This is a genomic window from Streptomyces sp. NPDC090442 (assembly GCF_044769405.1).
In the GTDB taxonomy this organism is placed as follows: domain Bacteria; phylum Actinomycetota; class Actinomycetes; order Streptomycetales; family Streptomycetaceae; genus Streptomyces.
Window position 1 is genome coordinate 17,349 of sequence record NZ_JBIVXW010000067.1, and the last position, 14,873, is coordinate 32,221.

Annotated in this window: 15 protein-coding genes; 6 read left to right on the forward strand and 9 right to left on the reverse strand. The window is 73.4% G+C overall.

The features are described 5' to 3' along the window. Nucleotides 1-305: 305 nt before the first annotated feature. Both ACIQU6_RS34325 and ACIQU6_RS34330 read right to left on the reverse strand, forming a co-directional pair. Nucleotides 306-884: an NTP transferase domain-containing protein gene (locus tag ACIQU6_RS34325; RefSeq protein WP_403485685.1), complete on the reverse strand. Its 579-nt coding sequence runs from the start codon at nt 882-884 to the stop codon at nt 306-308. Nucleotides 885-998: 114 nt separating this feature from the next. Beyond that, nucleotides 999-1,235 carry a hypothetical protein gene (locus ACIQU6_RS34330; protein ID WP_403485655.1) on the reverse strand — a complete coding sequence of 79 codons (237 nt, stop codon included), beginning with the start codon at nt 1,233-1,235 and terminating at the stop codon, nt 999-1,001. Between the two features lie 556 nt (nt 1,236-1,791). Between ACIQU6_RS34330 and ACIQU6_RS34335 the strand changes: the two genes are divergently transcribed. Beyond that, nucleotides 1,792-2,106: a DUF5955 family protein gene (locus tag ACIQU6_RS34335; RefSeq protein ID WP_403485656.1), complete on the forward strand. Its 315-nt coding sequence runs from the start codon at nt 1,792-1,794 to the stop codon at nt 2,104-2,106. Nucleotides 2,107-2,137: 31 nt separating this feature from the next. On the opposite strand, the gene ACIQU6_RS34340 is transcribed toward ACIQU6_RS34335, so the two are convergent. After that, nucleotides 2,138-2,941, reverse strand: a complete 804-nt coding sequence (locus tag ACIQU6_RS34340; RefSeq protein ID WP_403485657.1) for an IclR family transcriptional regulator — start codon at nt 2,939-2,941, stop codon at nt 2,138-2,140. A 259-nt stretch (nt 2,942-3,200) separates the two neighbouring features. Here ACIQU6_RS34340 and ACIQU6_RS34345 point away from each other — a divergent pair, with 259 nt between their 5' ends. From ACIQU6_RS34345 to alc, 4 genes are all read left to right on the forward strand, one after another. Next, nucleotides 3,201-4,007: an aspartate/glutamate racemase family protein gene (locus ACIQU6_RS34345; protein ID WP_403485658.1), complete on the forward strand. Its 807-nt coding sequence runs from the start codon at nt 3,201-3,203 to the stop codon at nt 4,005-4,007. Between the two features lie 42 nt (nt 4,008-4,049). Continuing rightward, a complete protein-coding gene (locus tag ACIQU6_RS34350; protein WP_403485659.1) occupies nt 4,050-5,603 on the forward strand; it encodes an NCS1 family nucleobase:cation symporter-1 in 1,554 nt (517 codons plus the stop codon). 177 nt (nt 5,604-5,780) lie between these two features. Continuing rightward, nucleotides 5,781-7,121, forward strand: coding sequence for an allantoinase AllB (gene allB / locus ACIQU6_RS34355; RefSeq protein ID WP_403485660.1), 1,341 nt, complete (start codon nt 5,781-5,783; stop codon nt 7,119-7,121). Continuing rightward, nucleotides 7,118-8,275 (forward strand): allantoicase, encoded by a 1,158-nt coding sequence (gene alc, locus ACIQU6_RS34360; protein WP_403485661.1) that lies wholly within the window; start codon nt 7,118-7,120, stop codon nt 8,273-8,275. The genes allB and alc overlap by 4 nt, the downstream gene beginning before the upstream one ends. Before the next feature lie 60 nt (nt 8,276-8,335). On the opposite strand, the gene ACIQU6_RS34365 is transcribed toward alc, so the two are convergent. The 6 genes from ACIQU6_RS34365 to ACIQU6_RS34390 form a co-directional block, all read right to left on the reverse strand. Next, nucleotides 8,336-9,676: an inositol monophosphatase family protein gene (locus ACIQU6_RS34365; RefSeq protein WP_403485662.1), complete on the reverse strand. Its 1,341-nt coding sequence runs from the start codon at nt 9,674-9,676 to the stop codon at nt 8,336-8,338. A 58-nt stretch (nt 9,677-9,734) separates the two neighbouring features. Beyond that, a complete protein-coding gene (locus tag ACIQU6_RS34370; protein WP_403485663.1) occupies nt 9,735-10,466 on the reverse strand; it encodes a transcriptional regulator in 732 nt (243 codons plus the stop codon). An 88-nt stretch (nt 10,467-10,554) separates the two neighbouring features. Continuing rightward, on the reverse strand, nt 10,555-12,477 hold the full coding sequence (locus ACIQU6_RS34375; protein WP_403485664.1) for a beta-N-acetylglucosaminidase domain-containing protein: 1,923 nt from the start codon (nt 12,475-12,477) through the stop codon (nt 10,555-10,557). 152 nt (nt 12,478-12,629) lie between these two features. Further along, the gene (locus ACIQU6_RS34380) at nt 12,630-12,803 is read right to left on the reverse strand and encodes a DUF6126 family protein (RefSeq protein ID WP_403485665.1); all 174 of its coding nucleotides are present in this window, start codon (nt 12,801-12,803) and stop codon (nt 12,630-12,632) included. 65 nt (nt 12,804-12,868) lie between these two features. Continuing rightward, on the reverse strand, nt 12,869-13,498 hold the full coding sequence (locus ACIQU6_RS34385; protein ID WP_403485666.1) for a helix-turn-helix domain-containing protein: 630 nt from the start codon (nt 13,496-13,498) through the stop codon (nt 12,869-12,871). 82 nt (nt 13,499-13,580) lie between these two features. Beyond that, a complete protein-coding gene (locus ACIQU6_RS34390; protein ID WP_403485667.1) occupies nt 13,581-13,964 on the reverse strand; it encodes a VOC family protein in 384 nt (127 codons plus the stop codon). A gap of 172 nt (nt 13,965-14,136) precedes the next feature. Here ACIQU6_RS34390 and ACIQU6_RS34395 point away from each other — a divergent pair, with 172 nt between their 5' ends. After that, on the forward strand, nt 14,137-14,568 hold the full coding sequence (locus ACIQU6_RS34395) for a ribonuclease domain-containing protein (protein WP_403485668.1): 432 nt from the start codon (nt 14,137-14,139) through the stop codon (nt 14,566-14,568). Nucleotides 14,569-14,873 lie beyond the last annotated feature (305 nt).

Consider the following 14,873-nt stretch of genomic DNA (forward strand, 5'->3'; position numbering starts at 1 on the left):
TGCCTGGCGGCCGCCGGGGCACCTGGGCGGCACCGGGTGCCGCCAGTTCCGAGATACGGTCGCGGGCGCCGTTCGGGTACAGGGCGCTTCTGACCAGTGGAGACTAGTTTCCTTATCGCGGAACTTCAATGGTTTGTTGACATCGAGATTCTCCGAGTCGACAGAAGTGGTGATCGAATGGCTCTCGGTGCCACCGTGGTCACTCTCCATTACTCCCGCCCCGGCGGGGCTCCGCGACATCGGTTTCCCGTCAACTTCCGCCGTCGGCGGGCGTCTTGCGCGTCGCGCCCGCCCCGCCCGGCCCGTCACTCCAGCCGCGTCAGGTCGTCCGGCGTGTCGATGTCGTACGGCTCGGCCACGTCACCGCACTCGACGAGCGTCAGCGCGTCGGCGTGCCGCCGCAGATAGGCCCGCGCCCCCCGGTCGCCCTCCGCGCTCGCCGCGATGTCGGCCCACCGGTCGGCGCCGAACAGCACCGGGTGCCCCCGCTCGCCCCCGTACGCCGCGGCGGCCAGCGCCCCCCGCCCCGTGGAGGCGGCCACCACCCGGGCCACCGCGGCGGCCCCGATGCCCGGCTGGTCCACCAGCGACACCACCACGGCGTCCGCCCCCGAACCGGCCAGCGCGGCCAGCCCCGCCCGGAGCGAACTGCCCATGCCCGCCGCCCAGTTGGGGTTCACCGAGACGTGGTAGCCGGTCAGCTCCGCCCGGTCCCGTACGGCCTCCGCGGCCGCGCCCAACACGATGTGCACGGGGCCGCAGCCGCCGTCCCGCAGGACGCGGGCGGCATGCTCGACCAACGGGCGTCCCCGGTGGTCGAGCAGTGCCTTCGGCCGGCCCCCCAGCCGCCGCCCGCCGCCCGCGGCGAGCAGCAGCCCGGCCACCTTCCCCTCGGGCCGTGCGTCCCCCGCTCGCCCCCCGGCGCCTGCGCTCTCCCCTGGATGTGCCATGGCAACTGCTTACCTCATGGCGGCGTGCGGCGCCCCCGCGACCCTGGTTCAGGCCGCGCCCCCCGATGTCCGCTGGCGCGGGATCCGCGGCCGCAGCCGGTCCCGGAGCTGGTCCGTCCGCTCCTCCGTGCGCCGGCGCTCGCTGACGTAGCGGTGTATGTGCTCCTCGGTGATCTCGGACGCGTCGGCCAGGCCGTACGCCCGGCAGATGAGCTGGATGACGCTGATGCGCCGGGAGTCGGGGTCGGGGTTCGGGCCGGGGGTGGGGCCGGGGTTGGGCTCCATGGCGTTCTCCGATCCAGTGGTGCGGTGATCCGATGCGGTGCGATCCGGCGATATGCGATCCAGTGATATGCCGGATATTTCCCCGGAAGGGAGAATGCTCCATCGCGTCGCGCCATACGCCTTGTACGGGATACGCCCACGCCAACGGGCGGCCTGGGGAACGCACGTGCTGACGCATGGTCAGGGGGTGGCCGGGTACTCGCGCGCGGGACGTGCGCGGCGCGCGCAGGGGCCGTGAGGGGCGGGAGGGGCGCGCGGGAGGGGGGTGAAACCGGCCGTGGGGTAGGGGAATCGGGGGTCGAAGGGCGAAAACCAGCCAGGGGAGACGGGTGGGGGAGGTGGTGCGAAGGGTGCCTCCCGGTACCTCGGTGTGACACCCAAGGGGGCCGCGGGAGTGGGCTGGTGGCCCGTCTTGGCGCAACGGGACGGGGCGGGCGCCCCGCCGGACCGTCCCGTGGGCCGGTTTTTTGGCTCTGCGTATGGCGCGGGTGGCACAGAGTGGCGTTAACTGTCCCGCATCGCGGAACGGGCAACGGCCTTGGAGGGCGCCGCAGTTGTGGAACAGGTGAAGAGGGAAAGCCGTTCGGCCGGGGGTGCCGACGACCCGCGGGAGCGCGAGCTGCGGGCCGCGGTGGCCCGGCTCCGTCGTCAACTGGCCGCGCTCCCCGGCGAGTTATCGGATCGGTCCGCCGCCGACGAGGAACTGGCCGCGCTGGACGCGATGGTGAGCCACGGGCGGCCCGAGGTGGCCCGACTGCGCCGCTCGCTGCTGCTGATAGCCGGGGCGGTGGGCTCGGTCAGCGCGCTGTCCCCGGCGCTGGCCGAAGTGCGGGAACGGATCGACCGCTTCGGGCGGTTGCCGAGGAGGTGAGGCGGCACCGAAGGGCCGCCCCACCCGGGCGTCACCCGGGCGTCTGGTTGGCCAGCGCCACCGACAACTGGGCCGCCACGTCCTGGAGCACCGGGACGATCTTGTCGGTCGCGGCCTCCGTCACCCGGCCGGTCGGGCCGGAGATGGAAATCGCCGCGGAAGTGGGCGAGTTGGGGACCGGGACCGCCAGGCAGCGGACGCCGATCTCCTGCTCGTTGTCGTCCACGGCGTAGCCGAGGCGGCGGACGTCGGCGAGGGCGTCGAGGAAGCGCTCCGGGTCGGTGATGGTCTTCTCGGTCGCGGCGGGCATGCCGGTGCGGCCGAGCAGGGCGCGGACCTCCTCCGGCGGGTGGTCGGCCAGCAGCGCCTTGCCGACGCCGGTGGAGTGCGGCAGGACGCGGCGGCCGACCTCGGTGAACATCCGCACCGCGTGCCGGGAGGGCACCTGTGCCACATAGACGATCTCGTCGCCGTCCAGGAGCGCCATGTTGGCGGTCTCGCCGGTCTCCTCCACCAGGCGGGCCAGGAACGGTCGGGCCCAGGTGCCCAGCAGGCGGGAGGCGCTCTCGCCGAGGCGGATCAGGCGCGGCCCGAGGGCGTACCGGCGGTTGGGCTGCTGCCGGACGTAGCCGCAGGCGACCAGCGTGCGCATCAGCCGGTGGATGGTCGGCAGCGGCAGCCCGCTGCTGGCGGAGAGCTCGCTCAGGCCGACCTCGCCGCCGGCGTCGGCCATCCGCTCCAGCAGGTCGAAGGCGCGCTCAAGGGACTGGACCCCACCGCTGGCGCCTGCTGGCTTGGCATCGGCGGCGGAGGTGCTGGCGCTGGACGGCGGCACGTCGCGTTCCTTTCGGGCGGGGTCGGATCGGTCTGAAGCTCTACGCCTTGCGGGCGCCGGGCCCGACCGGAGCAGCCTACCGGTCGTGCCGCGCGGGTACACCGCGTACCGCACAGTCGTTCCCGCCGGTCAGCGCCCGTGAGTCCGGAGGGGCAGGCTCCTTGCGCAGATCTCTTGACGGTGCCAGTGGCCATAGCTACGTTCTGCTGCGCGAAACCTACTATCCATTCTGTGGAATCCTCCAAATTGCTGGAGCGTCATGCGCATTCTCGTCATGAACCCCAACACCACGGCTTCCATGACCGCTTCGATTCGCGCCACCGCCACCGCGGTCGCCGCCCCGGGCACCGAGATCCTCGCCACCGAACCCCTGTGGGGACCCGAGTCCATCGAGGGGCACTTCGAGGGGTACCTCAGCGCCGCGGCCGTCCTGGACCGGCTCGCCACCCTGGACGCCCCGTTCGACGCGCTGGTCATGGCCGGCTTCGGCGAACCGGGCCGCGAGGGGGCGCAGGAACTGCTGGACGTCCCCGTCCTGGACATCACCGAGTCCGCGGCGCAGATGGCGCTGATGCTCGGCCACGCCTACGGCATCGTCACCACCCTCGACCGCGCGGTACCGCAGATCCGGGACCGGCTGCTGACCGCCGGGCTGCTCCAGCGCTGCGCCGGCGTGCGCGGAACCGGCCTGGGCGTCCTGGAGTTGGAGGAGGACCCCGAGCGGACCGTCGCGGTGATCATCGAGACCGCGCGCCAGGTGGTCCGGGACGGCGCGGAGGTGATCTGCCTGGGGTGCGGCGGGATGGCCGGACTCCAGGAGAGGGTCGCGGCGGAACTCGGGGCGCCGGTCGTGGACGGTGTCGCCGCCGCGGTGAAGTTCGCCGAGGCGGTGGTCGGCCTCGGGTTGGCCACCAGTACGCAGCGGAGCTTCGCGCCGCCGCGCCCGAAGGTCATCGGCTCCTGGCCGCTCAGCACCCACCTCGGGCTGGCGGGCGCGGGAGACCGGGGCCGGCAACAGGGTTCCGCCCGTAGCAACGATTTTTCGCGCAAGACATCAGGCATCTGACGACTGATTCCCAAGCTCCACCCAACCTGCCTGGGAGGACACATGAGCACATCCCCGCAAGGCCGTCCGGGGCCACCGGACCCGCGGCTGTTCAACGAGGACCTCGCGCCGACCGCGAAGCGCAGCTGGGGCACGTACAGCGTCTTCGCGCTGTGGATGTCCGACACCCACGCGATCAGCAACTACGCCTTCGCCGCCAGCCTCTTCGTGCTCGGGCTGCCGGCCTGGGAGGTGTTCGCGGCGCTGCTGGCCGGCATCACGATCGTCTACTGGTTCATGAACCGGATGGGGCACGCGGGGCACCGCACCGGCGTCCCGTATCCGGTGCTGGCGAGGGCGAGTTGGGGCGTCTACGGCGCCAACATCCCGGCACTGCTGCGCGCGGTCATGGCGGTGGCCTGGTACGGCATCCAGACCTGGCTGGCCTCGACGGCCGTGGTGCTGCTGACGCTGCAGATCGCGCCGGGGCTGGACGCGTACCACCACAACTCGGTGCTGGGGCTGTCCACTCTGGGGTGGATCGCGTTCATGGTGATGTGGGGGTTGCAGGCCCTCCTGCTGACGCGCGGGATGGAGTTCATCCGCAAGGTCCAGGACTTCGCGACCGGGCCGGTGGTCTGGCTGGTGGTGCTGGCGCTGGCGCTCTACCTCGTCGTCAAGGCGCACGGCGACATCTCACTGACCCGCAGCCTGACCGGACTCAGCGGCACCGCGCAGCTCCAGCAGAGCCTGATCGCGGTCAGCCTCACGGTGGCCACGTTCCTGACGCTGGTCCTCAACTACGCCGATTTCGCCCGCTTCACGCCCAGTCACCGCTCCTACCGGCGGGGCAACCTGATCGGGCTGCCGGTGAACTTCACGGCCTTCGCGGTGGTCGCCGTCCTGGTCACCGCCGGCACCATCGCGGTCTTCGGCGAGGCGATCTACGACCCGGTGAAGGTGATCCAGAAGATCGACAACCCGGTCGTGACCATCGTCGGCGCGCTCGCCTTCATCGTGGCCACCATCGGCATCAACGTCGTGGCCAACTTCGTCTCGCCCGCCTACGACTTCGCCAACCTGCTGCCGAAGTACCTGGACTTCAGGCGCGGCGGCATGATCACCGCGGTGCTGGCGGTGCTGGTCCTGCCCTGGAAGCTGTACTCCTCGGCGCTGGTGATCCAGTACTTCCTGGGAGCGCTGGGCGCCTTCCTCGGCCCGCTGGTGGCGATCCTGCTCGTCGACTACTACGCGGTGCGGCGGGGGCGGATCGATGTCGATGCGCTGTTTTCGGCCGACGCCGCCGGCGCCTACTACTACCGCAGGGGCTACAACCCCAAGGCCATGATCGCGTTCCTGCCGGCCGCCGCGGTCTCCGCCACGCTGGCGCTGGTTCCGGTCTTCCACGCCGTGGCGCCGTTCTCCTGGATCTTCGGGATGTCGGTCGCCGGGCTGCTCTACGCGGCGCTCTCGGGCCGCGAGCGGGCCGCCGCCGGCACCGGGCCGATCCCGCAGGACATCATCCCGTCGCAGGTCAGGGGTGAGGCGCGGGAGGCGGCGGCGCATCCGGAGCGGGCCGACGCGATCGCCGGCCCGGCCGCCGCACAGGGGTCTTGACGGGCCGGGTTTCGAAGTGAAAACTCATTCAACAGATTGTTGAATTTCTGTATACCGGTGGTCCGTACCGGAATTCCCGGCTTCAGGGGAGGTGTGTCCGGAGTGGCACGGCCCCCGGCAGCCGTGCCCCGCGCGGGCCGACCGGCGACCATGGAACAACGATATGGGAGGTACCGGGTGTCCGAAACAGAGCTGGTGCTGCGTTCCACTCGCGTCGTCACCCCGGAGGGGACGCGCGCCGCCTCCGTCACCGTCAAGGACGGCAAGATCGTGGCCGTCCTGCCGCACGACGCGGCGGCCCCGGCCGGGGCCCGGGTCACGGACTTCGGCGACGACGTCCTGCTGCCCGGCCTGGTGGACACCCACGTACACGTCAACGACCCCGGCCGCACCCACTGGGAGGGCTTCTGGACGGCCACCCGCGCCGCCGCGGCCGGCGGGATCACCACCCTCGTGGACATGCCGCTCAACAGCCTCCCGCCCACCACCACCGTCGCCAACCTCGACACCAAGCGCGAGGTCGCCCGCACCAAGGCCCATATCGACGTCGGCTTCTGGGGCGGCGCGATCCCCGGCAACGTCAAGGACCTGCGCCCGCTGCACGAGTCCGGGGCCTTCGGCTTCAAGTGCTTCCTGTCGCCCTCCGGCGTCGACGAGTTCCCGCAGGTCGACCGGGAGCAACTGGCCGCCGCGCTCGGCGAGATCGCCGGCTTCGGCGGGCTGCTGATCGTGCACGCCGAGGATCCCGGCCACCTGGACGCCGCCCCCGAGGTGCACGGCCCCAAGTACGCCGACTTCCTCGCCTCCCGCCCCCGCGCCTCCGAGAACGACGCCATCGCCGGCCTGATCGACCTGGCCCGGAAGTTGGACGCGCGGGTGCACGTGCTGCACCTCTCCTCCGGCGACGCGCTGCCGATGATCGCCGCCGCCCGCGCCGAGGGCGTCCAGATCACCGTCGAGACCTGCCCGCACTTCCTCACCCTCACCGCCGAGGAAGTCCCGGACGGCGCCACCGAGTTCAAGTGCTGCCCGCCGATCCGCGAGGCCGGCAACCAGGACGTGCTCTGGCAGGGCCTGGCCGACGGCACCATCGACTGCATCGTCTCCGACCACTCGCCCTCCACCCTCGACCTCAAGACCCCCGACTTCGGCACGGCCTGGGGCGGCATCTCCTCCCTCCAACTCGGCCTGCCGGCCATCTGGACCGCCGCCCGCGAGCGCGGCCACACCCTGGACGACGTGGTCCGTTGGATGTCCGCCGCCCCGGCGCGGCTCGTCGGCCTCGACGCCAAGGGCGCCATCGCGCCCGGCAAGGACGCCGACTTCGCCGTGCTGGCGCCGGAGGCGACCTTCACCGTCGACCCGGCCGAGCTCCAACACCGCAACAAGATCACCGCCTACGCCGGGAAGACCTTCCACGGCGTGGTCCGCTCCACCTGGCTGCGCGGCCGGCAGATCAACGACGGCACCACCCTCGTCGAGCCCACCGGCGAGCTGCTCGAAAGGCCGCGCGCATGACCACCGGCGAACTGCCCCACTACACCGGCGATGCCAGCCCCTACGGGGGCGGCGACCCGCATGCCGACTACCGCACCCCGGGTGCGGCCGGCTTCCCCTTCTCCCACCTGCCCGACCTCGCCGACCGGCGGCTCGGTGCCGGAGTGCTCGCCGCCAACGACGAGTTCTTCGCCGAGCGGGAGAACCTGCTGAAGCCGGACCCGGCGGTCTTCGACCCCGAGCACTTCGGCCACAAGGGCAAGGTCATGGACGGCTGGGAGACCCGGCGCCGGCGCGGTGCCGACGGCGACCACCCCTTCCCGTCCGAGGAGGACCACGACTGGGCGCTGATACGGCTCGGCGCCCCCGGCGTGATCCGCGGCATCGTCGTCGACACCGCGCACTTCCGTGGCAACTACCCGCAGTCGGTGAGCATCGAGGGCGCCTGCGTCGAGGGCTCCCCGTCGCCGGCCGAGCTCCTCGCCGAGGGCGTCGCCTGGACCACCCTCGTCCCGCGCACCGCCATCGGCGGGCACGCCGCCAACGGCTTCGCCGTCCACGCCGAGCGCCGCTTCACCCACCTCCGCCTCAACCAGCACCCCGACGGCGGCATCGCCCGCCTCCGGGTCCACGGCGAGGTCGTCCCCGCGCCCCGCTGGCTCGCCGCGCTGGGCACCTTCGACCTCGTCGCGCTGGAGAACGGCGGCCGCGTCGAGGACGCCTCGGACCGCTTCTACTCCTCGCCGACCAACACCATCCGGCCAGGCCGCTCCCGCAAGATGGACGACGGCTGGGAGACCCGGCGCCGCCGCGGCAGCGGCAACGACTGGGTGCGCTACCGCCTCACCGAGCGGTCCGTGATCCGCGCGGTGGAGATCGACACCGGCTACCTCAAGGGCAACGCGGCCGGCTGGGCCGCGCTCCTCGGGCGCGACGGCGAGGACGGCGAGTGGACCGAACTGCTGCCCCGCACCCGGCTCCAGCCCGACACCGTCCACCGCTTCCTGTTGGACGACGCCCCGGCCGCCACCCATGTCCGGCTCGACATCTTCCCCGACGGCGGCATCGCGCGGCTCCGGCTGCACGGCTCGCTGACCGCGGAGGGAGCGGACCGGCTGGCCGCCCGATACCGCCAACTGGGCGCAGAGCAGGGGAAGTTGGACGGCAGGCGATGATCCTGCCCCGCCGGAACGGGCGGTTGCCATGGCCCTGATGGGCATCGCCTCAGATGCCTCTCAGGGCCGCCAGCCCGTCGTCGCCGCCCACGGCTCGGCGACCTCGATCACCAGGTCCACCACCGGGTCCTTGACGTCGGCGTACGCGCCGAGCTCGGGGACCCGGTGCGCCAACTCCCGTTTGAACCGGGCGTACGCCGGCACCGCCTCCGGATGCGCCCGGAACCAGTCCCGGAAGAGCAGCGCCAGCCGCTCGTTGGGCGAACCGGCCCGCCGCACATGGAGGTTGACGTCCGGCCCGGGGCCACCGCGCCGCGACCAGAACCGCTTCGCCCAGCGCTCCGGGGCGTCCGCCCGGCCCGCCGGAACGTGATCGCGCAGATGCGGGGCCGGCTCGAACCCCGCCCCGGCCAGCGGTCCGTCGAAGGCCACCGCCGCCTCCGCCAGATCCGCCACGCTCACCTGGAGGTCGAAGACCGGCTTGGCGGCCATCCCCGGCACCGACGTGCTCCCGATGTGGTCGGCGCGCAGCGCCAACGGGCCCAGCAGCGCCCGCAGCCCCTCCGCCAGCGCGGCCCCCTCGGCCGCCCAGCCGGGATCGGGGGCGTCCACCACCGGCTTCGGCTCGTGCCCGCCCGCCTCCGCGATCAGCCGCAGGAACCCCTCGTGCAGCGGCCCGTTGGTGACCAGCACCGAGCCGTCGCCCGTCGGCACCGGGGCGCCGCCCAGGTCCGTGATCCGGCCGCCGGCCTCCGCCACGACCACCGCCAGCGCGGCACGCTCCCCGTACGTCACCGGGCCGACGCTCAGCCAGGCGTCCGCCCGGCCGGTGACCACGTCCAACGCCCCGCCCCCAAAGGCCGCCAGCGCCACCCGCCGGTGCACCGCCGTCAGCAGCGGCTCCGGCCAGCCCGCCGGGCCGTCCGTCAGCGTCCGCGCGCCCGTCAACTCCGCGCGCCCGCCGGTCCGCACCGGCCGGCCGCCCGACGGCTCCCCGCCGCCGTCCAGCAGCCGGCAGCCCAGCCCGCGCCCGGCGGCCACCGTCCGCACGCCCAGCGGGAGTTGGACCACGCCGAGCGACGGGCCGGAGGCGTCCTCGTAGGCCAGGCAGAGCGGCCGGGCCGGATCGTCGGTACGGGGCGGTGGGGCGATCATCCAGCGCGGGCCGGCCGAATCCGGGCGCGCCCCGACCGTCCCGCCGCACACCGCCACGTCCGGGAACGCGGCCGTCAGCTCCGCCCGTAACAACCCCGCCGCCTCCACCGCCTCCGGAGGGCCGTGCTCCGGGCCCGCGCCGTCGTCCGCGCCTCGTGGCGCCCAGGCCCCGAACGTCGCGGCGGCCCGCCGCCCCGCCCGCGCCGTCAACTCCGCCGCGCGCGCCAGCATTTCCCCGTCCGCCATCCGTGCCCCCACCGCCGGTCCTCCCCGCCGTGATCCGTTCCGTCACGCGGGAAACGGATCACTCGTCCAGCGAGTTCCAGAACATCGCCTCGTACGCCTGAAGGAGTTGCCCGTAGCGGTGCGCCAGCTCCGGACGCGCCTGCCCGGTGTCCAGGCCCTGCTGCACCGCCGCCCGGGTCGCGGTCGCCACCTCCGGCGCCGGCTCGGCGAACAGGGTGAAGAAGCCGTCGGTCGCCGCGGGGAAGCCGTAGTGCTCCCGCAGCGCGGTGCGGACCGTGGCGCAGTAGCCGCCCCAGGCCGCGAAGTTGGCGGTGAGCGCGACCACCACGTCGGCCGGCTCGGCGCCCAGCGCCAGGCGGGCCACGTACGACGGGTACGCCTGGCAGCCGGGGAGCGGCCGGTACCCGGCGATGTCCCGGTCGGTGAGCGCGCAGGCGTCCGTCAGCCCGGCCAGCCGCTCCAGGGCGAGGGACTCGCCCTCGGCGAGCAGGTCGAAGTAGTCCGCCACCGGTGGATCGCCGTCCGCGCGGCGCGCCAGGTGCTGGAAGCTGAGCCGGTCGGAGGTGATGAGGTGGCGCTGTTCCAGGGCGAACGCGGCGAACACCGAACGCGGCGCCTGTCCCGCGGCGATCCGTTGGACGAGCCGGTTGGCGCCGTCCTCCGGGGCGAGCGCGCGGACCGCCTCCTCCAGGACGGTGGTGGCGCTCGGACGCGGGGCGTTGATGTCCAGGCGGTGCGCAGCGCTGCCACTCGGTGCGCTGGCGGACGTCGGGCGGTCGGGTCGGACCATGGCGGTCTCCTCTCGTAAGGGGCGAGGCGGCGGCCGGTGCCTGGGTGCGGGCGCCGGCCACCAGGGGCGTGGACGGGGCCGGATCACCTCATTGCGCGCGGCGCCCGGCCAGTGCGTCCCGGACGAAGGCGTCCAGCACCCCGTCGCCGACCACCACCGGGATCCGCTTCCCCGTCATGTCCACATAGACGTACGACTTCGCCCGCGCCACCAACCCCGGGATGTGCTCCCGCAGGTGCCGGGCCGACGCCCGCTTGCCCGTCCGGGTCACCTCGATCAGCCGCAGGGCCTCACGGGCTGCCACGCCCCAGGCCCGGGTGGCGTCCAACCAGGGCGCGCACTCGTGGACGAAGCGGCGGTCGGCGAGCCGGTCGCGCAGCACACCGGGCGCGTCCCGCAGGTCGCGCAGTACCGCGTCCAGCCGCCGCGCGCCGCCGCCCCTGCGGAACTGGGCCAGGGCGGCGGCCAGTTCGGGAGCCTGGTGCGGGTTGATCCCCGAGGCGTAGTTGACGTCCGCGAAGGCCTGCAGGGCGTGGGCGGTGCGGGCGTCGCCACCGGCCAGCTCCGCGATGGCGCGGTCCCAGGAGGCCCGCGCGTCGTACGCCTGGTCGTTCCAGGCGTAGTCGGCGGCGGTGGCCAGGGCCAGTTCGGACGCGGCGGGCTGGATCATCGGGTTCGCGGTGAACCCGGCGAGCCGGGCCGGCAGTCCGCGGCCCCGCCCGTTGAGCGGCCCGAGCATCAGCCGCTTGGTGACGTAGTCGTTGACCGGGTAGTTGTCCCAGAGCAGGATCGGGTGCCCGAAGAGCGTGCGGGCCTGCTGGGCCTGCGCGGCGCTGATGGTGGGCGCGAGCACGTCCACGCCCGTCCACTCCACCGGGATGTTCCGGTCCAGTCGGGCGGCGAGCGCGGCCTTGTACGGGGTCGCCTTGAGGTCGTGGTACTCGGTCGGCACCATCTGGAGCGGTCGGGCGCCCGGATGGCGGGCGATGAACTCCCGGTTGACGCGGTTGAGCAACTGGGCCTGCGCCCTCCCGGCCGCGCCGCCGCCGGTTCCGAACTTCCGCCGGTCCGCGGCGCAGTGCCAGGTGGTGTAGGTGATGTCGTCCAGCGGCACCGCGAAGGTCCGCACCCCGATGCCCCACAGGGTCGCGAACTTCCGTGTCAGGGCCCGGACGTCGGCGTCCGAGCCGTAGCAGACGGACAGCCCGGGGGAGAGCGCGTAGCTGAACTCCACGTGCCGGGCCCGGGCCCGGTCCACCAGCTCCTTGATCTGGGCCAGTTGGCGTGCCGGATAGGGGTCGCGCCACTTCTGCCGCAGGTAGGCGTCGTTCTTGGGCGAGTAGACGTAGAGGTTCATCTTGTGCCGGGCGGCGAAGTCGAGTTGGCCCAGGCGGGCGGCGTGCGACCACGGGGTGCCGTAGAAGCCCTCGACGACGCCGCGGAGCCGGGTCGCCGGCCAGTCCCGTACGACGGTGCCGCGCACCTGGGCGCCCGGGTGGGCGCGGTGCGGCAGCAACTGGCCCAGCGTCTGGGCGGCGTAGTAGGTGCCGGTGGCGTCCCTGCCGGCCAGCGCGATCCGGCCGCGGCCGGCGGCCAGCGCGTAGCCCTCCGCGGGGAGCCCGGCGGCGCCGCGCGCCCCCAGCTCCCTCAGGGCGCGGTCCGCGCCCGGCCCGTCCACGTAGACGGTCAGCCGCCCGCTCCCGGGGACGGCCCGCGGCTCCCGTACGACGTGTCGGGCGCCGGCCGCCCTCAGGGACCGTGCCACCAGCGCCAGCGCCGGGGCGTCGGTGCCCCGTTGGGCGACGAGGGCCACGGTCGGGGTGATCGTGAGGCGGTCGCCGCGGTCGCGAACGGACCGCGGGACGGGGGAGAGGGCGGCGGTCGTGGAGCCGTCCAGGGCGTCGTCGACCCTCCGGGGCGGCGCGGCGCGGGACGGTCCCATCCCCGTCAACGGGAGCGTGGCGAGGGCCACCGCGAGGGCGGCGACGGCGGCGGTGCGCGTACGGTGCATCCTTCGGTCCTCCTCGGTGTGGCGGGGCTCTCCGAGGAGTGTGCTGCGTGCCGCGGGCCCGGGGAACGCCGCCGGGCAGGGCGCGGCACCAGGGTTCACCCGATCGCGGGTCGGGACGAACTGGTCCGCGACCGCGGCGGCCGGGGCCTGTCCTAGCGGTTCTTGGCGATCAGCACCAGCAGGCTCATGAAGGCCAGCAGCGCGTGGGTGGCGACGACGTAGATGAAGACCCGGACGTACACGCCGCGCGGTGGCTTGGTCTCGACGTAGCGGCGGGAGGTCGGGGGGACGGGCGTCGACGGGGCGGGGGTGGTGTCGTCAGGCATGGCGGATCGACCTTCCCTTCCGGAACGGTGAAGTGGACGGTGGTGGGCGGGCGGACGGCGCGGGCTCAGCCGCCGCGGCCGTGCGGGGTGCCGCCGCCGAGGCACAGCTCGGCGGCGCCGCTCTGGAGCAGGGTGTGCACGAACAGCAGCTCCGTCCCGCCGGGTGCGGCGGCCGCCAGCCGGTGCGGGGTGAGCGAGTCGAAGTGCGCGGCGTCCCCCGGGTCCAGCACGTGCACCGCCTCGCCGAGGGTCAGCCGCAGGCGGCCCCCGAGGACGTAGAGCCACTCCTCGCCGGGGTGCACCCGGACCAGGTCGCCCTGCGCCCGCTGCGGCACGTGCACCCGCAGCGCCTGCATGGCGCGTCCGGCGCCGCCCACGGTCCAGTACGTCCAGCCGCCGGCCTCCGAGGGCTCGGCGCGGCCGGCCCGCAGGATCGGGTCCCGCTCCGGGGCGGCCTCGCCGAGCAGGTCGGATACCGTGGTGCCGTACGTCCGGGCCAGTGCCAGCAGCATCGGCAGCGACGGCTGTCGTTGGCCGGTTTCCAGCCGCGACAGGTGCGCGGGCGACAGTCCCACCCGTTGGGCCGCGGTCTCCAGCGTGAGCCCGTTGCGTCGCCGCAGGTCGCGCAGGCGCGGGGCGACGGTGGACAGCTCCTCCGGGGCGGTGCCGGAGGGCTCGTCGGGGAGCTCGGTCATGCTTCCGGTATAGCCAGCCTTCGCCTCAGAGGCAAAAGATTTGCCTCTGAGGCAAAAATGCGCGGGGCGTTTCAGCCGCCGGTCAGGCGGCGTCCTGGGGGTACCAGCGCAGCTCGACGGTGTTGCCGTCCGGGTCGGCGACGTAGAGGGACTGTGCGTCGCCGCGGGCGCCGTACCGGCCGACCGGGCCCTCCAGCACGGTGAAGGCGCCGGAGTCGATGACCTCCCGCCAGTCCAACGGGTCGACGACCAGACAGATGTGGTCCACGTTGGTGCCGGCGCGGTCGCCGGTGATCAGGTCGATGAGGGTGCTCGGGCTCACCCGCACCGACGGGAACGGGGCCTCGCCGGCCCGCCAGGCGTCCACCCGGACCGGCTCCAGGCCGAGCGGCCCGCAGTAGAAGTCCAAGGAGCGCTCGATGTCCCGCACCTTGAGCACCAGATGGTCGAAGTCCTTGACGCGCATGGGGAGTTCCTCCTGAGAAGTCATGGTGGGGGTGCGGGGTGGCGCGTGGGTGGCGGGCGGTCGACGGGAGCGGGCGTGTTGCGGTGGCGGTGCGGTGTCCGTGTGAACTCCCGGGAAACATAAGCTCCTTGGGATTGACAGGATGATGTCTACGCGCGTCATTCTGGTGCGCATGAGAATCCCCCCACGGATTACCCGTATCGGCGCCGCGGGCGCCCTCGCGTCGGCCCTCCTCCTCGGCGGTACGGCGGTCGCCGCGACGCCCGTCGCCCCGGCCCACCACGCCGCGGTCCACACCGCGGCCGTCCACGTCAACTCGGTCGGCAAGGTCTGCAATTCCCAGTTGCCGTCCCAGGCGCACGACACCCTCGACCTGATCGCCAAGGGTGGCCCGTTCCCGTACCCGAAGGACGGCACCGTCTTCGACAACCGCGAGGGCGTCCTGCCGTCCCAGGACAAGGGCTACTACCACGAGTACACCGTGGTCACGCCCGACGCGCCGAACCGCGGTGCCCGGCGCATCGTCACCGGCGAGCAGCAGCAGGAGGACTACTACACCTCTGACCACTACAAGACGTTCAACCTCGTCGACTTCGGCTGCTGAGGCTGAAGCGGCGTCGCCCGCGCGCGGGCGGTACCCACGGCGGCCGGGGTGCTCAGGCACCCCGGCCGCCGTCGTGCTCCCCAAGCCCCCCGGTCCCGCCGGCCACTTCCCGCACTCCACCGCCCATTCTCGGCAGAAGGGGCGCACGGGGGCGCACCCCGAGAGAGGATTGTCAGTGGTTGCCGGTAGCGTTTCGGCAGAAACGAGGAATGGGCGGGCATCGACGGCATACGGACCATGAGCGGTCAGCCGGCGCGGCGCGCCCCGAAAGTGCTGGGTCTGTCGTGAGCCGCGTCACAGCGGCG

Coding starts and splice junctions, on each gene's coding strand:
- ACIQU6_RS34330 (WP_403485655.1), bottom strand. CDS start 1,235: ATGGAGCCCAACCCCGGCCCCACCCCCGGCCCGAACCCCGACCCCGAC.
- ACIQU6_RS34345 (WP_403485658.1), top strand. CDS start 3,201: ATGCGCATTCTCGTCATGAACCCCAACACCACGGCTTCCATGACCGCT.
- ACIQU6_RS34350 (WP_403485659.1), top strand. CDS start 4,050: ATGAGCACATCCCCGCAAGGCCGTCCGGGGCCACCGGACCCGCGGCTG.
- alc (WP_403485661.1), top strand. CDS start 7,118: ATGACCACCGGCGAACTGCCCCACTACACCGGCGATGCCAGCCCCTAC.
- ACIQU6_RS34365 (WP_403485662.1), bottom strand. CDS start 9,676: ATGGCGGACGGGGAAATGCTGGCGCGCGCGGCGGAGTTGACGGCGCGG.
- ACIQU6_RS34370 (WP_403485663.1), bottom strand. CDS start 10,466: ATGGTCCGACCCGACCGCCCGACGTCCGCCAGCGCACCGAGTGGCAGC.
- ACIQU6_RS34375 (WP_403485664.1), bottom strand. CDS start 12,477: ATGCACCGTACGCGCACCGCCGCCGTCGCCGCCCTCGCGGTGGCCCTC.
- ACIQU6_RS34380 (WP_403485665.1), bottom strand. CDS start 12,803: ATGCCTGACGACACCACCCCCGCCCCGTCGACGCCCGTCCCCCCGACC.
- ACIQU6_RS34385 (WP_403485666.1), bottom strand. CDS start 13,498: ATGACCGAGCTCCCCGACGAGCCCTCCGGCACCGCCCCGGAGGAGCTG.
- ACIQU6_RS34390 (WP_403485667.1), bottom strand. CDS start 13,964: ATGCGCGTCAAGGACTTCGACCATCTGGTGCTCAAGGTGCGGGACATC.
- ACIQU6_RS34395 (WP_403485668.1), top strand. CDS start 14,137: ATGAGAATCCCCCCACGGATTACCCGTATCGGCGCCGCGGGCGCCCTC.